At 59.8% G+C, this 22,258-nt stretch carries 16 protein-coding genes; 5 read left to right on the top strand and 11 right to left on the bottom strand.

Annotated features, from left to right (window positions below; genetic code table 11):
* The first annotated feature begins 1 nt into the window (after nucleotide 1).
* The 3 genes from P2T68_RS21170 to pepN are packed head-to-tail and all read left to right on the top strand — an operon-like array spanning nucleotide 2 to nucleotide 3,759.
* Complete coding sequence (locus P2T68_RS21170; protein ID WP_017528545.1) at nucleotides 2-262, top strand: DUF1315 family protein; 261 nt, start codon at nucleotides 2-4, stop codon at nucleotides 260-262.
* Nucleotides 259-1,089, top strand: coding sequence for a DUF2797 domain-containing protein (locus P2T68_RS21165; RefSeq protein WP_024075136.1), 831 nt, complete (start codon nucleotides 259-261; stop codon nucleotides 1,087-1,089). Before P2T68_RS21170 ends, P2T68_RS21165 begins: the two co-directional genes overlap by 4 nt.
* 12 nt (nucleotides 1,090-1,101) lie before the next feature.
* A complete protein-coding gene (pepN, locus tag P2T68_RS21160; protein ID WP_277378245.1) occupies nucleotides 1,102-3,759 on the top strand; it encodes an aminopeptidase N in 2,658 nt (885 codons plus the stop codon).
* A gap of 151 nt (nucleotides 3,760-3,910) precedes the next feature.
* On the opposite strand, the gene map is transcribed toward pepN, so the two are convergent.
* Entirely contained in the window at nucleotides 3,911-4,666 is a 756-nt protein-coding gene (gene map, locus P2T68_RS21155) for a type I methionyl aminopeptidase (protein WP_024075138.1), read from the bottom strand.
* Nucleotides 4,663-4,866, bottom strand: a complete 204-nt coding sequence (locus P2T68_RS21150; RefSeq protein WP_024075139.1) for a ParD-like family protein — start codon at nucleotides 4,864-4,866, stop codon at nucleotides 4,663-4,665. The genes map and P2T68_RS21150 overlap by 4 nt, the downstream gene beginning before the upstream one ends.
* Nucleotides 4,867-5,138: 272 nt before the next feature.
* Here P2T68_RS21150 and ilvA point away from each other — a divergent pair, with 272 nt between their 5' ends.
* Together ilvA and P2T68_RS21140 are read left to right on the top strand one after the other, a co-directional pair.
* Nucleotides 5,139-6,161 (top strand): threonine ammonia-lyase, biosynthetic, encoded by a 1,023-nt coding sequence (gene ilvA, locus P2T68_RS21145; protein ID WP_024075140.1) that lies wholly within the window; start codon nucleotides 5,139-5,141, stop codon nucleotides 6,159-6,161.
* Between the two features lie 245 nt (nucleotides 6,162-6,406).
* Nucleotides 6,407-6,676: a DUF1652 domain-containing protein gene (locus tag P2T68_RS21140; protein WP_024075141.1), complete on the top strand. Its 270-nt coding sequence runs from the start codon at nucleotides 6,407-6,409 to the stop codon at nucleotides 6,674-6,676.
* A gap of 61 nt (nucleotides 6,677-6,737) precedes the next feature.
* On the opposite strand, the gene P2T68_RS21135 is transcribed toward P2T68_RS21140, so the two are convergent.
* The 9 genes from P2T68_RS21135 to P2T68_RS21095 all read right to left on the bottom strand — a co-directional run bounded on the left by P2T68_RS21135 (nucleotide 6,738) and on the right by P2T68_RS21095 (nucleotide 22,155).
* A complete protein-coding gene (locus P2T68_RS21135; protein WP_024075142.1) occupies nucleotides 6,738-7,007 on the bottom strand; it encodes a DUF2790 domain-containing protein in 270 nt (89 codons plus the stop codon).
* A 99-nt stretch (nucleotides 7,008-7,106) separates the two neighbouring features.
* Nucleotides 7,107-8,045: a carbohydrate kinase gene (locus P2T68_RS21130; RefSeq protein ID WP_024075143.1), complete on the bottom strand. Its 939-nt coding sequence runs from the start codon at nucleotides 8,043-8,045 to the stop codon at nucleotides 7,107-7,109.
* 12 nt (nucleotides 8,046-8,057) lie between these two features.
* Nucleotides 8,058-9,539, bottom strand: coding sequence for a xylulokinase (gene xylB, locus P2T68_RS21125; protein WP_024075144.1), 1,482 nt, complete (start codon nucleotides 9,537-9,539; stop codon nucleotides 8,058-8,060).
* 137 nt (nucleotides 9,540-9,676) lie between these two features.
* Nucleotides 9,677-11,158, bottom strand: a complete 1,482-nt coding sequence (locus P2T68_RS21120; RefSeq protein WP_277378244.1) for a mannitol dehydrogenase family protein — start codon at nucleotides 11,156-11,158, stop codon at nucleotides 9,677-9,679.
* Between the two features lie 18 nt (nucleotides 11,159-11,176).
* Nucleotides 11,177-12,280 carry a sn-glycerol-3-phosphate ABC transporter ATP-binding protein UgpC gene (ugpC, locus tag P2T68_RS21115; RefSeq protein ID WP_024075146.1) on the bottom strand — a complete coding sequence of 368 codons (1,104 nt, stop codon included), beginning with the start codon at nucleotides 12,278-12,280 and terminating at the stop codon, nucleotides 11,177-11,179.
* A gap of 36 nt (nucleotides 12,281-12,316) precedes the next feature.
* Nucleotides 12,317-13,147 carry a carbohydrate ABC transporter permease gene (locus P2T68_RS21110; protein WP_005788583.1) on the bottom strand — a complete coding sequence of 277 codons (831 nt, stop codon included), beginning with the start codon at nucleotides 13,145-13,147 and terminating at the stop codon, nucleotides 12,317-12,319.
* Between the two features lie 10 nt (nucleotides 13,148-13,157).
* A complete protein-coding gene (locus P2T68_RS21105) occupies nucleotides 13,158-14,048 on the bottom strand; it encodes a sugar ABC transporter permease (RefSeq protein ID WP_024075147.1) in 891 nt (296 codons plus the stop codon).
* A 134-nt stretch (nucleotides 14,049-14,182) separates the two neighbouring features.
* Nucleotides 14,183-15,466 (bottom strand): sugar ABC transporter substrate-binding protein, encoded by a 1,284-nt coding sequence (locus tag P2T68_RS21100; protein ID WP_168233115.1) that lies wholly within the window; start codon nucleotides 15,464-15,466, stop codon nucleotides 14,183-14,185.
* Between the two features lie 284 nt (nucleotides 15,467-15,750).
* Complete coding sequence (locus P2T68_RS21095) at nucleotides 15,751-22,155, bottom strand: hypothetical protein (protein ID WP_277378243.1); 6,405 nt, start codon at nucleotides 22,153-22,155, stop codon at nucleotides 15,751-15,753.
* Between the last annotated feature and the right edge of the window lie 103 nt (nucleotides 22,156-22,258).

Genomic DNA, 22,258 nt, shown 5'->3' with positions numbered 1-22,258 from the left:
CATGTCCTCTTTTGCTGAAATGATCGAAAACATCACCCCGGATATCTACGAGAGCCTCAAGCTCGCCGTGGAAATCGGTAAATGGTCCGATGGCCGCAAGCTCACTGCAGAACAGCGTGAGCTGTCCCTGCAAGCGGTGATCGCCTGGGAAATCCAGAACCTGCCCGAAGACCAGCGCACCGGCTACATGGGCCCGCAGGAATGCCAGTCGAAGTCGACCACCGTGCCGAACATCCTGTTCAAGTCGGATGCGATCCATTGATTGAAATCGGTCGCGGTGCAGTCAGCAAAATGTCGGCGCAACTCGGTGAGCCGACCGTTCAATATGCGTTTCGGCTAGGCGATACCGAGGTGCCGGTCAACCCGTTGATCGGCACCCATGTACGCCTGGAGTATCTCGGCGCCATCCATTGCAGCCATTGCGGCCGCAAGACCAAGACCAGCTTCAGCCAGGGTTATTGCTACCCGTGCATGACCAAGCTGGCCCAGTGCGACCTGTGCATCATGAGCCCCGAGCGTTGCCATTACGACGCCGGCACCTGCCGTGATCCCAGCTGGGGCGAACAGTTCTGCATGACCGACCATGTGGTGTACCTGGCCAATTCGTCGGGGATCAAGGTCGGCATCACCCGCGCCACCCAACTGCCCACCCGTTGGCTCGACCAGGGCGCCAGCCAGGCGCTGCCGATCATGCGGGTTGCAACACGCCAGCAGTCCGGTTTCGTCGAGGACCTGTTCCGCAGCCAGGTCGCCGACAAGACCAACTGGCGTGCGTTGCTCAAGGGCGATGCGCAATCGGTCGACCTCAAGCAGGTACGCGACGAGCTGTTTGCGTCCTGCGCCGAAGGCCTGCTGGGTTTGCAGGAACGCTTTGGTTTGCACGCCATCCAGACCATTGCCGACATCGAACCGATCGAAATTCGCTACCCGATCGAGCAGTATCCGACCAAGATCGTCAGCTTCAACCTGGACAAGAACCCGATTGCCGAAGGTACGCTGCTGGGGATCAAGGGTCAGTACCTGATCTTCGACACCGGCGTCATCAATATTCGTAAGTACACGGCCTACCAGCTCGCCGTGCATCAGTAAAAGGATCCCCTCATGCGCACCGAACAACCGAAGATGATTTACCTGAAGGACTATCAGGCGCCGGATTACCTGATCGAAGAGACGCACCTGACCTTCGAGTTGTTCGAGGACCACAGCCTGGTTCACGCGCAACTGGTGATGCGCCGTAACCCCGAGCGCGGCGCCGGCTTGCCGCCGCTGGTACTCGATGGCCAGCAGTTGGAGCTGCTGAGCGTGAATCTGGGCGACCGTGAACTGACCGCGGCCGACTACCAACTGACCGATAGCCACCTGACCCTGCAGCCGACCGCCGAGACGTTCACGGTCGACACCAGCGTGCGCATCCACCCGGAAACCAACACCGCGCTGGAAGGCCTGTACAAATCCGGCAGCATGTTCTGCACCCAGTGCGAGGCCGAAGGGTTCCGCAAGATCACCTACTACCTCGACCGTCCGGACGTGATGAGCACCTTCACCACCACGGTGATCGCCGAGCAACATCGCTATCCGATCCTGCTGTCCAACGGTAACCCCATCGCCAGCGGCCCCGGCGAGGATGGCCGCCACTGGGCGACCTGGGAAGACCCGTTCAAGAAGCCGGCCTACCTGTTCGCGCTGGTAGCCGGTGACCTATGGTGTGTCGAAGACACCTTCACCACCATGACTGACCGCACCGTGGCGCTGCGTATCTACGTCGAGCCGGAAAATATCGACAAGTGCCAGCACGCCATGACCAGCCTGAAAAAGTCCATGCGCTGGGATGAAGAAACCTACGGCCGTGAGTATGACCTCGACATCTTCATGATCGTGGCGGTCAACGACTTCAACATGGGCGCCATGGAGAACAAGGGCCTCAATATCTTCAACTCCAGCGCCGTGCTGGCGCGCGCCGAAACCGCCACCGACGCCGCGCACCAGCGGGTCGAGGCAATCGTCGCCCACGAATATTTCCACAACTGGTCGGGCAACCGCGTGACCTGTCGCGACTGGTTCCAGCTGTCGCTGAAAGAAGGCTTTACCGTATTCCGTGATTCGTGCTTTTCCGCCGACATGAACTCGGCCACGGTCAAGCGCATCCAGGACGTGGCTTACCTGCGTACCCACCAGTTCGCTGAAGACGCCGGCCCCATGGCCCATGCCGTGCGCCCGGACAGCTTTATCGAGATCTCCAACTTCTACACCTTGACCGTGTACGAAAAAGGCTCGGAAGTGGTCGGCATGATCCATACCTTGCTCGGCGCCGAAGGCTTCCGTAAAGGCAGCGACCTGTACTTCGAGCGCCATGACGGCCAGGCCGTGACCTGCGACGATTTCGTCAAGGCCATGGAAGACGCCAACGGTGCCGACCTCAGCCAGTTCAAACGCTGGTACAGCCAGGCCGGCACGCCACGCCTGGCGGTCAGCGAGTCTTACGACGCCGCGGCAAAAACCTACAGCCTGACCTTCCGTCAGAGCTGCCCGGCCACCCCAGACAAGGTGGAGAAACTGCCGTTTGTGATTCCCGTGGAATTGGGCCTGCTGGACGGGCAGGGCGCCGGTATCGCGTTGCGCCTGGCCGGTGAGGCGGCGGCGGGCGGTACTTCGCGTGTGATTTCGGTGACCGAAGCCGAGCAGACCTTCACCTTCGTCGATATCGCCGAACAGCCGTTGCCGTCGTTGTTGCGTGGCTTCTCGGCGCCGGTGAAACTGAGCTTCCCGTACACCCGCGATCAACTGATGTTCCTGATGCAGCACGACAGCGACGGCTTCAACCGCTGGGATGCCGGCCAGCAACTGTCGGTGCAGGTGTTGCAGGAACTGATCGGCCAACATCAGGCCGGGCAACCGCTGAAGCTGGATCAACGCCTGATCGATGCACTGCGCAGCGTGTTGAGCGATGACAGCCTGGACCAGGCCATGGTCGCGGAGATGCTCTCGCTGCCGGGTGAAGCCTACTTGACCGAAATCAGTGAAGTGGCCGATGTCGACGCCATCCACGCCGCCCGCGAGTTTGCCCGCAAGCAACTGGCCGACCAACTGTTCGAAGGGCTGTGGCTGCGTTACCAGGCCAACCGTGAGCAGTCCAAGCAAACCCCGTACGTGCCCGCGGCCGAGCATTTTGCCCGTCGCGCCTTGCAGAACATCGCGCTGTCGTACCTGATGCTCAGCGGCAAGCCCGAAGTGCTGGCGGCGACGCTGGACCAGTTTGATACCAGCGACAACATGACCGAACGCTTGACCGCGCTGGCGGTGCTGGTGAATTCGCCATTCGAGGCGGAAAAAGCCAAGGCGTTGGCGGTATTCGCTGAGAACTTCAAGGACAACCCGCTGGTCATGGATCAATGGTTCAGTGTGCAGGCCGCCAGCGTCTTGCCCGGCGGGTTGGCGCGGGTCAAGGCGTTGATGGAGCACCCGGCGTTCACGATCAAGAACCCGAACAAGGTGCGTGCACTGATTGGCGCGTTTGCCGGGCAGAACCTGATCAACTTCCATGCGGCGGATGGGTCGGGCTATCGCTTCCTGGCGGACCTGGTGATCCAGCTGAATGCGTTCAACCCACAAATCGCTTCGCGCCAGTTGGCGCCGTTGACTCGCTGGCGTAAATACGACAGCGCGCGGCAGGCGCTGATGAAGGCGGAGCTGGAACGTATTCGTGGTTCGGGTGAATTGTCCAGTGATGTGTTTGAGGTGGTCAGCAAGAGCCTGGCGTAACGCGCGGGTTGGTTGACGAAAACGGCCCACCGATTGCTCGGTGGGCCGTTTTTTTTGCGTGCGGTCGAGTGGGCTGAAGGGCTGTTGGTTTGAATGTGGGCACTGAGTATTGGCTGACACACGCTGTCCAGGCCGCCCCACAGCTTATGGGTCAGTCGGTTTTTTGCAGGGTCAGCACTTCGAACCCGTCCCGTGTCACGGCGACGGTATGTTCCCACTGCGCCGACAGGCTGTTGTCCTTGGTCACCACCGTCCAGCCGTCTTTCAGGCTGCGCACTTTGGCGCTGCCCTGGTTGAGCATCGGCTCGATGGTAAACACCATGCCTTCTCGCAGTTCCAGCCCGGTGCCGGGGCGGCCGAAGTGCAGGACCTGCGGCTCTTCATGCATCTGCCGGCCAATGCCGTGGCCGCAGTATTCACGCACCACGCTGTAGCCGTTGGCTTGCGCGTGGCTTTGGATCGCATGGCCGATATCGCCCAGGCGCGCGCCTGGCTTGACTTGGCGGATGCCGGCCCACATGGCTTCGAAGGTCATTTCAACCAGGCGCCGAGCCTTGGGGGGGACGTTGCCAATCATGTACATCTTGCTGGAGTCGGCGATGAAGCCGCCTTTTTCCAGGGTGATGTCGATGTTGATGATGTCGCCGTCCTTGAGGATGTCCTTGGCACTGGGCATGCCGTGGCACACCACTTCGTTGATCGAGGTGTTGATGGAGAAGGGGTAGTCGTATTGTCCGAGGCTGGCCGGGCGGGCCTTCAAGTCGTTGCGGATGAAGGCTTCGACTGCCGCGTCCAGCTCTAGGGTGGAACGGCCGGCGATGACAAAACCATCGAGCATGCTGAACACCTGGGCCAGCAGGCGACCGGCTTCGCGCATCACGGTCAGTTGGGCAGGGGTCTTGATCATTGGCTGCGGCCTCGGATCAGGTCGGGCTTGTCCAGCAACAGTTTGTTGATCAGCTCGTTGTACGGCAGGCTGGGGTTGAGCTCGGCCAGCAGGCCGATCTTGATCCAGAACTCGGCCTGGGCGTTGATGGAACGATCCATCGCGGCGCTGGCCAGGCGCAGTTGTTCGTGCAATTGGTCGGTGATCTTGACGATGCCCATGGTGTTCACTGTGTTGATTGAATATATGAAGCGTATACGTTTCGTATATTCTGAGTAAACCCCCACGCGCTAAATGGTGTTGGGCCATTGACTTGCCCTGCACCCGCCGGGTAATTTCGATACATGACATTTCAAACTTTCCGCAGCCAGCCAAGCATTATTACCGCCATTCCTCATTTGGCGGGATAGCGCACGGCTGTACCCAAACCCGCCCTAGAGGCGGGTTTTGTTTTTCCGTCTCCAGGGCCCTTTAAGCAAGCCAGGAGACACCCATGAGCACCTGCACAGCGCCCCACACTGCCGACACGGGATTGCTTGAGCACTATGTGAAGAAGATCCTCGCCGCCCCGGTCTATAACCTGGCGCTGCGCACGCCGCTGCAAGCCGCCCCGGCGTTGTCGGCATTGCTGGGCAACCAGGTGCTGCTCAAGCGCGAAGACTTGCAGCCGACCTTTTCCTTCAAGATTCGCGGTGCCTACAACAAGTTGGTGCAACTGAGCGATGAGCAGAAGGCTCGCGGCGTGGTGACCGCTTCGGCGGGCAACCACGCCCAGGGTGTCGCCCTGGCAGCGCGCGAGCTGGGGATCCAGGCACGCATCGTCATGCCGTGCAGTACGCCGGAATTGAAAGTGCTGGGTGTGCGCTCCCGGGGCAGCGAAGCGGTGCTGCATGGTGCGAGCTTTCCATTGGCCCTGGCCCATGCGCTGCAACTGGCCGAGACGTCCGGTTGCACCTTTGTCTCACCGTTCGATGACCCGGACGTCATCGCTGGCCAGGGCACCGTGGCCATGGAGATCCTGCGCCAGCAGCAGGGCGCGTTGGACGCGATCTTCGTGCCGGTGGGCGGCGGTGGCCTGATCGCCGGGATCGCGGCATACGTCAAATACCTGCGGCCACAGGTGCGCATCATCGGCGTCGAGCCGGAAGGTTCGAGTTGCCTGTTGGCCGCCCTGCGCGCGGGCGAGCGGGTGGTGCTGCCCAGTGTCGACGGGTTTGCCGACGGCACTGCCGTGGCGCAGATCGGCGCATATGGCTATGAAATCTGCCGGGATTGGGTGGATGAAGTCATCACTGTCAGCAACGATGAACTGTGCAGTGCGATCAAGTTGATCTATGACGATACCCGGTCCATCACCGAACCCTCCGGCGCGTTGGCCGTGGCGGGTATTCGTCACTATGTCGGCCAAAACGGCGTGCGTGGGCAGACGCTGGTGGCAATCAACTCGGGCGCCAATATCAACTTTGATAGTTTGCGATATGTTGCTGAAAGAGTGGCTGCGCAGGCGGCTGTTTAATCCGAAGGCCAGGGTTAAACGTTTAATCGAAGCTGTTCGGCGATGATCTAACTCGTGCGATCCGGACTTGCACAAAGTTATACAAAATGGCGCCTTGCTTATGAGGAAAGGTTACAACGGCATTGGATTTTGCCGAGTACGCTTGGAAGTTGTAAGCGTCTGCCAGGGTTGGCAAGACGTGGCAGGCACGCGCCTGCCAGGCCTATAACAATTGTTGGCAGTCTCATAAAAAGGAGAGGTTGGCCATGCTTTCAGATTTAGAACTTCGCAGCATTATTGAAGGAAGTTTTCTGCCTAAACGGTGTGAATGTATCAAAGCCGAAGATGCTTCGTTGACGATCAAGGTCTATGACGACCGTGACCGCGACCGCGTGGACTTGGAGGTCAAAGGTATAAACGCCGACAAACTCGACAGCAGTCGCGCAATTTGCAATCTGATTACTGGATTACGCGAAGACCTGAAGCAGTCACAGGCACCGGTCCTGCAAAGAGCCGCTGGGCGCAGTCACTTCTGATAGTTGGACATGAACGCTGGGCCTGGTGATTGCCAGGCCCAACGCTGTTTATGCCCGCCCATCAATTCTGGAAGTCGCAGGCTTCGGACAGTTTCCGATAGCTGACATCTTCGACTTTGCCCGCCTTGTCCACGAACTTGATATCCGCGTCGATGACCTTGCAGTCATCGGTCGGGGCTTCGTTCATGGCCAGGACCTTGGCGATGTTCATCGGCATGCCGTAATGGTAAGGCACGGGTTTGGCCGCGGCGTCTTGATCGTCGGCCTGGGCCAGACCCGACACCGCTGCCAGCGCCAGTGCGCCGCCGAGCATGAAGGTACGCAGTTTCATGGTGGTTCTCCGCAAGTGGATACACCGTTACCCTCGGCTTGCGGGATTAACCATCGATTAATTTCTACTTCGCTGACAAAACCTTCATGAATGCGTGGTTCAGCCCAGTTGGTGGCGATACGGCAGGTCCGGCCCGGTCTTGCCGCAGGTCAACGCTGCGGCGCGGATGGCGAAGCCGAGCATGGCGTCGATCTGCGCGCGGGTCAGCTGTTGCAAGCCCTCGACCGAATCCAATTGCTGTTCGGTCAGCCAGGCAATCAGCGCGGCCTGGAAGGTATCGCCAGCCCCCACGGTATCGGCCATCACCACCTTGACCGCCGGCGCGGACCAGTTGCCATGCTGGCGGCTGAACACGCTGGCGCCATCGCCGCCACGGGTCAGGAACACCAACTGGCAACGGTGTTGCAGCCAGCCTTGCAGCACGCTTTCCGGCGATTGGTCGGGGTAGAGCAGGTGCAGGTCTTCATCGCTGACCTTGATCAGGTCGGCGTACTTGACCAGTTCCGCCACGCGTTCGCGCCAGAGCTGGATGTCGGGCTGCGGGTTAAGCCGCACATTCGGGTCGAGGCTGATCAGGCGCTTGCCGCTTTCGCGCTTGACCAGGCTCAGCAGGGTGTCGCCAATCGGCTGTACCACCAGGGAGAACGAGCCGATATGCAGGCCGCGTACCTCATCACCGAGGACCGGCAAATGCGCGACTTCCAACAGCCGGTCCGCGCAGCCTTCACCCCGGAAGTTGTACTGCGGTGAGCCATTGGCGCCCACCGCGACCATCGACAGGGTGGTCGGCGCGGCGAATTCCACCAGGAACTGTTCGCTTACGCCTTCGTCTTTCAGCACCTGCAATAAGCGCCGGCCGAGGAAGTCGGTGGACAGCCCGCCAAACAGCCCGGCCTCGATGCCCAGGCGGCGCAAACCCACCGCCACGTTGAACGGCGAACCGCCAGCAATCGCCTGGTAATTGACCCTGGAAGCCTGCCCGCTGGCATCCTCCTCACTGAAAAAATCAAACAGCGCCTCACCGCACACCAGATACATAGTCGTTCGCTCTTAAAGGGTTGCCACATGCTGTTGATAGCGTTCGTAAGCCTGTTGGTAGGCGCTGACACTGGCGGCCACCGGCAGGGTACGGCTGGCCGGATCGACACTCACGCATTTGTCGCACAGGCTGGCCAGGGATTCGCCGGACTGGCTCCACGCCGCCTGGATCGCCGCGCCCAGGGCGGCGGCTTCGCTTTGTTCGGTGCAGATGACTTCGGTGTTCATGATATCGGCGACCATCTGCCGCCACACCGGACTTTTCGAACCACCGCCGATCAGGCGGATGCTTTGGCTTTGCAGGCCGGTCTGACGCAGCAGGTCGAGGCCGTAGCGCAGGCCGAAGGTGGTGCCCTCGACGACGGCGCGGCACAGGTTGGCGCGGGTCAGGTTGGTCATGGTCAGGCCGTGCAGGCTGCCCGTGGCATGGGGCAGGGCGGGCACGCGTTCGCCGTTGAGGAACGGCAGCATGCTGACGCCGTCGGCGCCGATGGGCGCCTGTTCGACCAGGGCGTTGAACGTGGCCAGGTCGAGATCGAACAGTTCGCGAATCACCCCGGTGGCATTGGTCAGGTTCATGGTGCAGATCAATGGCAACCAGCCGCCGCTGGATGAACAGAAGGTTGCGACCGACGCCTGCGGGCTCACATTGGGCTGGTCGGCAAAGGCATACACGGTGCCCGAGGAGCCCAGGCTCATGGTGATCACGCCGGGCGCGATATTGCCGGTGCCGATGGCGCCCATCATGTTGTCGCCGCCGCCGCTCGAAACGATGGCCTCGGGGTTGATGCCCAGGCGTTCGGCGATGGCGGGGAGGATCGTGCCAATGGTGTGGTCGGCCTCGATCAGTTCCGGCAAGGCCGCTTCCAGGCGCCCGCTGGGGTCGATGTGCTTGAGCAACGCCACATCCCATTCACGGGTGCGCACGTTGAAGTAACCGGTGCCCGAGGCGTCGCCGTATTCCGCGACGGCGCGGCCGGTGAGCCAGTAGTTGAGGTAGTCGTGGGGCAGCAGGACGTGGGCGATGCGCGCGAAGATGTGCGGGTGCTGCTCAAGGGTCCACAGCAGTTTCGACACGGTGTAGCCCGGCGCAATCGCCACGCCCAGGCGTTCCAGCGAGCCGCTCTCGCCGCCCAGGTAGGCCAGCAGGCGCTGGTTCTCCGGCGCGGTTTCGGTGTCGCACCACAGCTTGGCCGGGCGCAGCACCTGGCCGCTGTCATCCAGCAGCACCAGGCCGTGCTGCTGGCCGGACACGCCGATGCCGAGGATGTCCTGGCCGTCCACGCCGGCCTGTTGCAGGGCGCGGTGGGTGGCCTCGGTAAAGGCGTCGAGCCACTCCTGGGTGTGCTGTTCGCGACGGCCATTGGCGCCGCTGATCAGCGTATGTGCGGCGGCGCCCAGGCCCAGGACCTTACCGCTGGAGGCGTCGAGGACGATCGCCTTGGTGCCTTGGGTGCCGCAGTCGATGCCGAGGAACAGGTTTTGCTGGGTCATGATGGTTTGCTCAGCATTATTGTTGGATTGTAAATGCGCTTTAAATATGGGAGGGGGCTTGCCCCCGATGGCGGTGTTTCAGTGTAAATGTTCTTTACTGACCCAGCGCTATCGGGGGCAAGCCCCCTCCCACAGTTTTAAGCCGGTTGCTTCAGAAGCTGTCGCAGGGTCGCGGTGACGCCGTGGTCGCGCAGGCTCCCATAGCACCGCTCGAACGCTGCCACAAATTCAGGCGAGTTGGGAATAGCCTTGCCGAAAATCTCCTCCACGCCCAGCAACCGCTGACTGATCAGCCCCTCGTCACTCACCAGGCCTTGGCAGAACTCCGCGCGCGGATCCGGGATCTTGTAGCTCACCCCATTCTCATCCACGCCCTTCAAATACAAGGCCCAGGCAGCGACGACCAGCGCCGCGCGCTCCGTCTCGCGCCCATCGGCAATCAGGCGGTTGATGGTCGGCACGGTGAACTTGGGAAATTTCGACGAGCCGTCCGAGCACACCCGTTCCAGCTGATCGGCAATCGCCTGGTTGGAGAAACGATCCACCAGGGTCTGCTTGTACTCGGTCAGGTCGATCCCCGGCACCGGCGCCAGGTTCGGCGTGACGTCGAGGTCCATGTACGTGCGCATATACGCGACGAACAGCGGGTCATTCATGGTCTCGTGCACAAACCGATAGCCTTTGAGAAAACCCAGGTAGGTCAAGGCCAGGTGGCTGCCATTGAGCAGGCCGATCTTCATTTCCTCATAGGGCGTCACGTCGTCGGTGAACTGGACGCCGACCTGTTCCCAGGCCGGGCGGCCGTTGACGAACTTGTCTTCCAGCACCCACTGCACAAAGGGTTCGCACACCACTGGCCAGGCATCGTCGATGCCGTGCTCGTCGTGCAGTTGCAGGCGGTGGGCGGTGCTGGTCATTGGCGTGATGCGGTCGACCATGGCATTCGGGAAGCTTACGTTGGCCTTGATCCAGTCATGCAGTTCGGCGTCGTGCAGGGCGGCGAACGCCAGCAGGGCCTTGCGCGTCACGGCGCCGTTGTGCGGCAGGTTATCGCAGGACATCACCGTGAAGGCTGGCGTGCCGCTGGCACGGCGTTGGGTCAGCGCGGCGCAGATAAAGCCGAACACGGTTTTCGGCGCTGTCGGGTGGGCCAGGTCGTGCTGGATCTGCGGCAAGTGGGCCATGAACTCGCCGTTGCTGTCGTCAATGCAGTAGCCGCCCTCGGTGATGGTCAGCGACACGATACGAATGGCTGGGCTGGCCAGTTTGTCGATCAGCGCCTGGGCACCGTCTTCGGCCAGCAGCATGTCGCTGAGGGAACCGATCACACGCACTTCGGTGTCGTCGGTATCGCCCAGTTCATACAGGGTGAACAGGTAGTCCTGGCCGGCCAGGTCGTCGCGCGCCTTGCGGTCCTCGGCGCGCAGGCCGACACCGCAGATGCTCCAGTCCAGGCCAACCCCGGTGTTCATCAGCGCATCGGTGTAATACGCCTGGTGCGCGCGGTGGAAGCCGCCGACGCCAATGTGCGCGATGCCCTGGGTGGTGCTGGCAATGTCGTAGGTCGGCAGTTTCACGTGCGGCGCCAGCCGGTTGAGGTTCTGTTTGTTCAGCTTCATAACGAAATACTCGCGAAATCAGGCGGCAGCGCGCAGTGGGCGGGCCACGGCCACGCCATCGGTGTCGAACAGGTGGCAGTGCGCCGGGTCGAGGTGAAGGTGCAGGGTCTCGCCATATTGGCTGGCCATGTCACCGCGAATCCGCATGGTCAGCGGTTCGCCGTTGGTGGTGTTGACGTGGCAGAAGGTGTCACTGCCTAGGCGTTCCCCGACATCGGCGGTGACGGTCAGGCTGGTCTGCCCTTGCGTGGCGATTTCCAGGTGCTCCGGACGAATACCCAGGGTCACCGCACTGCCTACGCTCAGGCTGGCGCCGCTCAGGGGCAGGCTGATCAGGGTGCCGGCATCCAGTTGCACGTCGCAGCCCTGGCCGTCGACGCGAGTGACCTTGCCCTTGAGAAAGCCCATCTTCGGTGTGCCGAGAAAGCCCGCCACAAACAGGTTGGCCGGCTGGTGGTAGAGCTCCAGCGGCGAGCCGACCTGTTCGATGCGGCCACTGTTGAGCACCACGACCTTGTCGGCCAGGGTCATGGCCTCGACCTGGTCGTGGGTCACGTAGATCATGGTCGCTTGCAGTTCTTTATGCAGGCGCGCCAGTTCCAGGCGCATCTGTACGCGCAGCGCGGCGTCGAGGTTGGACAGCGGTTCGTCGAACAGGAAGATCTTCGGGTTACGCACAATCGCCCGGCCAATCGCCACGCGCTGGCGCTGGCCGCCGGACAGTTGCTTGGGCTTGCGCTCCAGCAACGGGCCCAGCTCCAGGATGCGCGCCGCTTCGTTGACCTTGCTCTCCACCAGCTTCTTGTCGACGCCGGCCAAATCCAGGGCAAACGACATGTTCTTGCGCACGCTCATGTGCGGGTACAGCGCGTAGGTCTGGAACACCATCGCCAGGTCGCGCTTGGCGGGGGTGACTTCGGTGATGTCGCGGCCATCGAGTTCGATGGTGCCTTCGCTGACTTCTTCCAGGCCGGCGATCAGGCGCAGCAGGGTCGATTTACCGCAGCCCGAGGGGCCGACGAAGACCACGAATTCCTTGTCGTGCACTTCCAGGTCGATGCCCTTGATGATGGAGAAGCCTTCGAAGCCTTTTTGCAGATTCTTGATTTTCAGGTTGGCCATGGGATGGGCCTCCTCTTTTAATTTTTATGGAAACCGTTATTTCACGGCGCCGAAGGACAGGCCGCGCACCAGCTGTTTCTGGCTGATCCAGCCGAAGATCAGGATCGGCGCGCAGGCCAGGGTCGACACGGCAGACAATTTGGCCCAGAACAAGCCTTCGGGGCTGGAGTAGGAGGCAATCAGCGCGGTCAGCGGCGCGGCACTCGACGAGGTCAGGTTCAACGACCAGAACGCCTCGTTCCAGCACAGGATCAGCGACAGCAGCACGGTGGAGGCCAGCCCGCCCTTGGCGATCGGCAGCAGCACCCGCACCATTTCCTGCCACAGGGTGGCGCCATCGAGGCGGGCGGCTTCGAGGATGTCTTTCGGGATGTCCTTGAAGTAGGTGTAAACCATCCACACCACGATCGGCAGGTTGATCAGGGTGTAGATGATGATCAGCGCGATGCGCGTATCCAACAGGCCAAAGCTCTTGGCCAGCAGGTAGATCGGCATCAGTACGCCTACCGGGGGCAGCATTTTGGTCGACAGCATCCACAGCAGGGTGCCTTTGGTGCGCTGGGTTTCATAGAACGCCATGGAGTAGGCGGCCGGTACCGAGATCAGCAGGCACAGGGCCGTGGCGCTGAATGAGATCACCACTGAGTTCCAGGCGTAGGCGAAGTAGTTGCTGCGTTCGTTGATGTGCAGGTAGTTCTCCAGCGTCGGCGTGAAGATGAACTGCGGCGGCGTGGCGAACGCGTCGATTTCGGTCTTGAAGCTGGTCAGCACCATCCAGAAGATCGGGAAGAAAATCAGGATCGCGATGGCCCAGGCCAGGGTGCCGAGCAACAGGCTTTGCAGGCGGCGGGATTGTTGGAGTGTCATGGCGCGGCCCTCAAGGCTTGTCAGTCAGGTTTTTGCCGATCATCCGCACCAGGATGATCGCCGCGATATTGGCGATGACCACGGCAATCAAGCCGCCGGCCGAGGCCATGCCGACGTCGAACTGCACCAGCGCCTGGTTGTAGATCAGGTAGGCGAGGTTGGTCGAGGCGTAGCCGGGCCCACCGTTGGTGGTGGTGAAGATTTCGGCGAATACCGAAAGCAGGAAGATGGTCTCGATCATCACCACCACCGCAATCGGGCGGGCCAGGTGGGGCAGGGTCAGGTGCCAGAAGATCGCGATGGCGCCGGCCCCGTCCAGGCGCGCCGCTTCCTTTTGTTCCTGGTCGAGGGACTGCATGGCGGTCATCAGCAGCAGGATCGCGAAGGGCAGCCATTGCCACGACACAATGATGATGATCGACAGCAGCGGATAGTGCGCCAGCCAGTCCACCGGCTCGGCGCCGAAGAACTTCCACACGGCCGCGAGAATCCCCGACACCGGGTGGAAAATCAGGTTCTTCCAGATCAGCGCACCGACGGTGGGCATGATGAAAAACGGCGAAATCAGCAGCACCCGGACAATGCCACGCCCCAGGAACTCACTGGCCTCCAGCAGGGCACTGATCAGCACGCCGAATACCACGCTGATCAGCAGCACGCTGCCTACCAGCAACAACGTATTGGTGGCGCCGGGCAGGAAGCCCGAGTCGGTGATGAAGTAAGTGAAGTTTTCCAGCCCCACGAACTGGTTTTCGCCAGGGTAGAGCAGGTTGTAGCGGATCAGCGAAAAGTACAGGGTCATGCCCAGCGGCACGATCATCCACAGCAGCAGCAAGGCCACCGAGGGGCTGACGAGAAACCAGCCGGGGTTGGCCAGGCGGTTTTTGGTGGGTGTATTCATGGTGATCAGGACCGATTAGAGACGGGGGCGCAAAACCCCTGTAGGAGCGAGCTTGCTCGCGAAGGTATTTCAGGCGCATTGCGGCGTCGGATGTACCTTTTTCGCGAGCAAGCTCGCTCCTACAGGATCGGGGGTTACTTGGGGTAACCGGCCCGCTTCATTTCACGCTCGGTGGTGGTCTGCGCGGCGGTCAGTGCGGCATCGACCGTTTGCTGGCCGGTCAACGCGCCCGAGAAGAACTTGCCGACCTGGGTACCGATCGCCTGGAACTCAGGAATGGTCACCAGTTGGATACCGATATACGGCACCGGCTTGAGGGTCGGCTTGGTCGGGTCGGCGACTTTCAGCGACTCCAGGGTCACCTTGGCGAACGGCGCGGCCTTCATGTACTCGTCGCTGTAGGTCGACTTGCGGGTACCTGGCGGTACGTTGGCGATGCCGTCGGTCTTGGCCACCAGTTGGCTGTATTCCTCGGAAGTCGCCCAGGTGGTGAAGGTCTTGGCGGCGTCCTTGGCCTTGGAACTGGTCGGGATGGCCAAGGACCAGGAGTACAGCCATGAGGTGCCTTTGTCGGTTTTTTCGTGCGGGGCAAAGGTGAAGCCCACATGATCGGCCACTTTGCTTTGGGTCTTGTCGGTCACGAACGAGCCGGCGACGCTGGCGTCGACCCAGATTGCACACTTGCCGCTGTTGAACAGCGCCAGGTTTTCGTTGAAACCGTTGCTGGAAGCACCCGGCGGGCCGGATTTTTTCATGTTGTCGACGTAGAAGGTCAGCGCCTCCTTCCACTCAGGGCCATTGAATTCCGGCTGCCACTTCTCATCGAACCAGCGCGCGCCGTAACCGTTGGCCAGCGTGGTGATCAGCGCCATGTTCTCGCCCCAGCCGGCTTTGCCGCGCAGGCACAGGCCGTATTGCTCTTTGCTCTTGTCGGTGAGTTTGGCCGCGTATTCGCCGATCTGGGTCCAGGTCGGATGCTCAGGCATGCTCAGCCCGGCATTTTTGAACAGGTCGGTGCGGTAATAGGTGATCGAACTTTCGGCATAGAACGGCAGGGCATACAGCGAGCCCTTGACGGACAACCCGTCACGCACGGAAGGGAACACATCGTCCAGGTTGTAGGAGGCCGGAAGGTCTTTCATCGGTTCCAGCCAACCCTTGGCGCCCCACAGTGCAGCTTCGTACATGCCAATGGTCAATACATCGAACTGCCCGCCTTGGGTGGCGATGTCGGTGGTCAGGCGTTGGCGCAACACGTTTTCTTCCAGCACGACCCAATTCAGCTTGATCTCCGGGTGCGCGGTCTCGAAGGTTTTCGAGAGCTTTTGCATGCGGATCATGTCGCTGTTGTTGACGGTGGCAATGGTCAGGGTTTGCGCGCCGAGGCTGACGGCGCTGAGGGTCATGCAGGTAGTCATGCAAGTGGAGACAAGCAGTGCTTTTGCTGGGAACTTCATCGCGCACTCCATTTCTGCGCCCAGGGGCTACAGAAGGACAGTTATTGTTGTTGTGTCTTCCCGCAAGGAGCCAGGAAGAGTGTGCGTTGATTACAGCCCTCAAACGGGGTGGTGACAAATCCTTGGGAACACTGGGACTGATACTTTTTTGCACTCGATCTCGGCCTGGCCGTTGAGCCGGACACTTTTACGGAGTCCTGGCACTGCGCATTGCGCAACAGTGCCAGGTACTGGGCATTAAGAGGTCAAGCTCGCAGCGGGCGTTTTTGGAGCGTGGTCAGCTCGTAGATCCATTGTGGGTACGTTGGGTTACGCCAACCTTTGTTGGTGTAGATTTTCAGACCGTTTGCGTGCCACTCGGACATCTTTTTCCTCAGCCGCCCGGTGTACTCGGACGCCTTGCATGAAATGTCGGCCCAAGGGTCTACGATCCAGGCATCTTTCCATTCGGCCTGTGAAAAATTGACGGTGCTTTTGCCTGCTGAAGGGGGGCCTCCGACTACCGTAAACACATGGTCCCCACCCTCGACATACCACGCTTGTGCTGTACCTCCGCTTTTTTTGATGATTTGAGCTGCCGATTCAGCCATTTCGTGACAGTTTCCAGCGCCGAACTTCAGACTGGATTCAACCGCTGGCCGATGGTTGTCGCGCATCCAAGAGATGATGGTATTGGCGACGTCTTCTCGGTACCGATCATTAAGGTCGTTGGGCGTGTGCTTGTTAGCGGAGCCGATGGCTGTGGCGTTGAAATGTGAGTCCACGGTTTTTTTTGCGTTTTCGGCATAAAACCGGTTTTGCTCCTCGACAGGCAGGTTCGCAAAATTCTCCGCTTTGGTTAATGGTTCGATGCTCGTCGCTTTGAGCACGACCGTGTCGTTGGCGTTTTTCAGCCTATTGATGAGTTGATAGACAAATTCGCGTTTTTTCTCCGCGCTGAACGTCGCAATAGTCGTTCTCAGTTTTGTGGCTTCGGCGTGTGTATAGCCGGCGGCTTCGAGTTTTGCGAAAGCCGAGTCCAGGGTGGGTAACGCGACGAACGCTTTATTCAAGGGCGCGCCAGTCAGTTTGAGCAAATTTTCGGTTTCCGCAGTGTGTGCCTTGATCAGCACGTTTTCAAAAGCCGATGCCTGTTGGCCGATTTTTTTGAAGTTGAGCACCGTCGAGGTTGCATCAAATTCGCTGTAGTAAAACGTTAGAGGATCCGCTTCTACAGTGAGGTAACGCTTGGGTCCTCCCGACTGCGTTGGCAGCAGGGAAATCGTTCCACGCAGCTCGCGCTGGTCGTTGCTCAGGCTGCTGATCGGGCCGAGTTTGACAATTCGCGTATTTTGCTCAAGGTTCGCCAGGGTGCTGGTTCCGGGAAAACCAAAGTGCGGGTCCTTGATGATTGTGCCGCGTGTCACTGGTAGATAATCGACAGGTACTTGCAATGTTCGTGGCGTCAGGGAATGGACACCGTCTTGTTCTACTACGTCGAATAAACGGCGTTCAAAAACGATCGTTGGGCTTTTTCCGGCGATAGCGGGTGAAGGGTAGAGACGTTTGTGTTCAAGGGCTTGAACCAACTTGGCGGTGTTGCCGCTGAAGTCCGAGACGATGTTTGAAAAACACAGATCATTTGTCCCACGTTTGACTCTTGGCCCTGCCGGGCAAAAGGCTTCCATGTCTTGTGGGGTGTTGAAATGATCTGCTGATTCAAGATCGGTAATGACATCAGGTTTCTTGGGGTCAAAGCGATACACCCTGTCCCCAACCCTCAGGTCGGTGTGGGTCGCTCTGTTAATCACCTGTGGGTTTTCTGAAAAGAGCGCTTCAGGCATCAAGATGCTTTCGCCGTCAGGCGAAGTCTCGCGCTTCAGTACGATGGATGTGTCCGAGCGGAAATCTGATAGTGCTGGCCCGTAGGCTGACAGGGTTTTGGGGTCGTAGGCATGCCATTGGCCATCCTGGAATAGCGCAGTCGCCTTGATCTGTTGTTCTGCGGTGCTGGTTCGCGTTACTGCGCCATCGGCCAGGTTGGCCGCTCTGCCAGACATCCCGGCCGAGGCCTCGGCAAGGTGGCTGCCCTGCATGCGGGCGAGTGCGCTGAGGGATGCCGAGGTGTTGGCGGCGGTCATGTCCTTGAGTGCGATGCTTTCGGCGCCTTCAGCGCCAAACTTCCCAATGAACTTGGCAGAGGTTTTGGCCGCCGCCCACGCCGCGCCGGATTTAGCGACGCGCCACAATTTCCCGGTACCTTCAGTGGCTGCGTAGAGGGCGACATCAACAGCCAGGTCACCTGCGGCTTTTACAAATTCACCGTGGTAAAGGTCTTCCAGGCTGGAGCCGCCAGGCAGGGCACGTAAAATGCCCTTGAAGAAGTCACTGGGTTCTACGCCGTTCTCAACGGGATTGTTAAATCCTCGGTGGAAGCTGATGAAATCACTTTTGTGCAGGTACACCGCGTCAGTCAACGCCGTGGCCACGGCCTCCATTCTTCTGTTGCTGTAGGGGGGAGATGATTCCTGGCTGGGGCTCTCCTCGTCGAACGTGATTTCACGCAACAAGGGGTTCTTATCGGTGTCGCCAGGAACCACCTGGATGAAGGGTTTAATGGCCGTCAGTGCAACGTTGGCGGTGGCACCTGGTTTGGGGGCGGTGCCGTTTTTTAACGCGTCCACATCAATGCCAAGTTCAACTGTGTGGCCCTGTTTCGTTGAAGGATTGATGTTTGGAATCTTGACGATTTGCCCTGTTGCCGGATAGACCGCGAAATACCTTCTTACGCCCTTGTGGTCGGACGTTATCACCACGCCGTTGCCGACGCCTTCCACCTTCAAGAAGTCCAATGTGCCGAATTGGAGGCTATTGCGCTCGTCAAAAGGCAGCTTGCTGAGCATGTCTTTGAACAGGGAAATCGTATTGAGCCTGCGCGGGGTAAAGTCTTCCTGGATGGCTTTGTCGAATTGCGCGTTGATGTCCGGCAACTCGTGGGCTCTGTTGCGCAGGTCGTCAACGTTCAGGCCTGTTTTGTAGGTACTCCAGCTTTCACCCAGACGGCCCGCCTCATAGACCTCGACGATGCTCGCGTTAATTCCGGAAAAGAGCCCGCCAGCCACCTTTTCCCATAGGACCGGGCTCTCAAAGTCGATGGCTGAGCCAAACGTTTCTCTCAATGCCGCCAGGGCCATGGCCCTTCTGCTCGGCGGCGTGAAGGTTCGCAGATAACGCTTGGCTTGCGAGGTTTCGTTGATCTGTGCGTTGAGTTTTTCTTGGCTGTCGTTCAGCTGTTCGAGGCTGTATTGGTCGCTGTCATTTTTCACCAGGTGATTATTGATGATTGCCCAATCAATTATCGGGTTCAGTTGGGCAATGGCCTGCAACTGGGTTTCAGACGGTGAAATAGGATTGATCTTGTGGAGCTCCATGACTTTCTGGAAGGTCATGCTCGCGGTAGCGCCCGCGGCGATCCGTTCGATCCGGTTGACGGCTGTGTTAAAGCCGACCCACTCGGGGGAGCCCAGGGTGAGGGTCTGCGGCACGTCTTTTACCAGCAGGTGCGGTGCTGCCCCCGCTAACAACACCTTAGCCATGGCCGGTGCGAGGTTGGCCGGGACCTGCTTGGTGTCAATCAAGTGTTGCTTGAACTGCTCGACAATGGTGTCGGTGCCATGCCCCCAGTTCCCAGAGGCCATGAGGTCGAAACCCGCCACGCTATTGCGCTGGGTGCCGGCCGTGGGGTCAAGCTCCAGCACCAGCGCAGTCAATAGCCATTGCTTCAGGCTGGTAGAGGTTTCAGCGCTTTTCATCTCGGTTTGCAGGCGGGTGGCAAACTCGAGGGCGGTGTCACTGGAAAGCAGCTGTTCCCGCGCTTGGTCAGGGTCGCTGCTCAGGTTCGGGACACTGGCACTCAAGAAACCGGCCAGGGAACCATGGCTGCCAATGGACTTTTTCACGAACTCGGTTACCGCCACACGCTGCTCAGTACTCAACGGTATGTCTGTGGACAGGAAACCCCATAGATTGCCAAAGGACGGCGCCTGCGGAATTTCGGTCTGCAAGGCCCGCAACAAGTTATCGACCTGTGCGGCCGATATGGCGCCGTACCAGCCTTGGTCCGAAAGAAACGCCTGGACGGTCGTGGTGCCCTTGGGCTGGTGGGAGGAGTCCGGGTCCACCGTGAAGCCCGTGGTCTGGTCGTTATCGACATTCCCGTGTTTGAGCTGATGGATCAGCGCATATCGATCGTTACTGTCGCCCAGTGCGGTTCTCTGGCGGTTCAGCCAGTTCACGACTTTCTGCGGGTTTTCAACCGGTGTTGGAAATTGCTGCGTGCGGCCCATCAGCTCCGTGTGTCGTGCGAACGCCTGGCTGCTGTAGTCGTTGCTGATGCCATAAAAACTGCCCACCCATTCGAAGGGCATGCTGTTGTCGGGCTGGTTCAGCGCGATGGTTTTTCCAGGGGGGCTGAATGCGGCCGCAGCGTTCAATACCGGTGCAAGCACATCGAAATGCTCAGGGTACTTTTGCGCGAAGTCAGTGGCGGTAAAGCGCTGCTCAAGGCCATTGACCTTACCGATCAAGGCGTTGTCCGTGGGGTCAAAGCGCAGGGAGGTCAGGTCGATGTTCTGTTTTTGGACCCATTCGGTAAACCCACGTCCCTTCAGGGCCTTGTCCAAGTAAGCCCGCCACTGTCCGATCAGGCTGTTGGCCGGGATCGATTCAAGCATTTTCGACTCTGCTTGGCTCGAGTCGCTCTTGAGCTCAAGCATTACGCCATGCACCGCGACAGCCAGTGCTCTTTCGGTGCTGGCCAAGGCGTCTTCGGGCGTGTCCGGGCTGTGTGCGGGGGGCGCGAGGGGCGTAGCGCTGTCGTTTTCCTGCAGGCGGGACTTGACCTCGACCGCCAGGGTTTCAAGTGGCGAAAGGTTCAGCGTCTTTGCGCTGAGCGGTAGGGCGACTGCCTGCTGCTTCTCCCGCACGCTACGCGAGCGAGCATCGTCAGCCGAGGGGGAGACCAGCGCCTTGAAGCCGTTGTCTCGGATGATTTGCGCACTTCTGCTCAGATTGGCTGCACGTGATCGTTGTTGCCAGCCATCCTGAGGGAAGCCATGGGGTGGCAGTGGTTCTTCGCCGTAGAAACGCAGTACTTCCGGCAGCGTTACAGGGTTCGCACCGGGGTAATCAACGTAGTCGCCCGAGCCTGTCGCCATCTGCTTTACCGCGGGTTCCACGTCTTGCCAGACAGAGGCCCAATCTGAAATGGCGTTGACAGGGAAGGTGGTGTCGACACCCTTGACTTTACCCTTCAAGGTCCCGTCGTCCGAGTTGATTTGGATGCTCGACAGGTCAAGGCTGTTCGCGCGTACAAACGTGGTAAAGGCGCTGCTGTTCAGTGCGTCCTTGAGGTTATTGCGGGCCAGGTTAAAGGTCGAGTACTCGGGCAGTTCGTCTATCGTGTACGCAAACGCCTGCCCCAGTGCCTGGCTGCACAGGCGGGCCAGGGCCTGATCGGCGTCCTTGACCTTTTGTATCGCCGGCACCGACGCGGGTATGAAGCCTGCCAGCAGCCGGTTCAACTGTGGCGTGGGCAGCTCCGCAACCTGTTGCTTGGCCTCTCTTTGGCGCTGCTGAACCGGGGCGAATTGCGCCGCGTAGTAACTGTCGGTGTTACTGATCGAACTGAAGTTTTGCTCTTTGAGCAATTGGTCGATCGTGAATAATCGGTCGTCACTGTTGAAGCGGCTTTTGCGCACTAAATAAAAGGCCGCGACATCCTCCGCGGGTGCATGCCCGCGGTCGTGGAAACGGATGTCCCCGCCCAGTTTTTTGGCCGCGGCTAAAACGGCCGATGAAGCGGCGGCCCAATCGGGATCTTGCGCCAAAGAAAAGCTGACGGTTTGCTTGTTCTGTAACCCGCTCAGGTCTCCGTTGGTGTTGATGACCAGGCTGGAAACATCAATACCCTTGGCTTGGGCAAAGGTCTTGAACGGTTGCGCGTCGAGCGCGTCAGCCAACGCGTTCCAGGCCAGGCCGAATGTTGAACCGGGCGGGACGGCAATCTTTTCCTCTCCAAAGCCGGAGCTTCGGGTTGCATCGACCCATCGGCGGATCAAATGATTGGCGAAATTGATCGACAATTGCCGGTCGCCGTCTTCAACCAGGGCATTGGCGAACTGAGTGGTTGAGGTGTTGTCGGTGTGTTGCGCGGGATCTGGGTTCTGCAGTTCCCGACGTGCTCGTGACACCACAGGGGAAGGGAGCGAGGCGGGTTGCGATGGGGTTTGGAGTATGTCGTGAATGAGCTGGGCGTAGGTTTTCTGCGGATTCAGTGCGCTGGGCTGGTTCAGGTGTCGCTCGACTTCATCGTGCAGTATTTCGCCTGTGAGGGGCGGACGGCTGTTGTTTATCAACTGGCTGATCTGCGCGGCCAGGCTCGGTCGTTCTTCTGTCATCGCGTAGCTGAGCAGGTGCACGATGCGCTGCCGGGCGTGTGGCGGTATATCGCCGGCCTGCACGGGCGCGAGGAGAGCCTGGTGGTTGTTCATCTGATTATTAAACAGCGGGATGACTTGCGAGGCCATTGAGTACGCAGGTTTTGCGGCGGCGCTCATGTCGTTTGAGCTGGTGATGGTGGCGGGAGCAGGTAACCGCTGAACGTTGATCATGAGTAGCCCTTTTACCTTTGCGTTGATAGACAAGGCATCACCCATCGAGTGAAAGAGGAGCGATGTCTTCGCTAAGTGGCCAGGGGCTTGGTCCAGTTCCAGT

It is taken from the genome of Pseudomonas sp. G11 (assembly GCF_029457515.1).
GTDB classification, from domain to species: Bacteria; Pseudomonadota; Gammaproteobacteria; order Pseudomonadales; family Pseudomonadaceae; genus Aquipseudomonas; species Aquipseudomonas gorinensis.
This window is presented reverse-complemented; position numbering and strand designations above follow the sequence as displayed.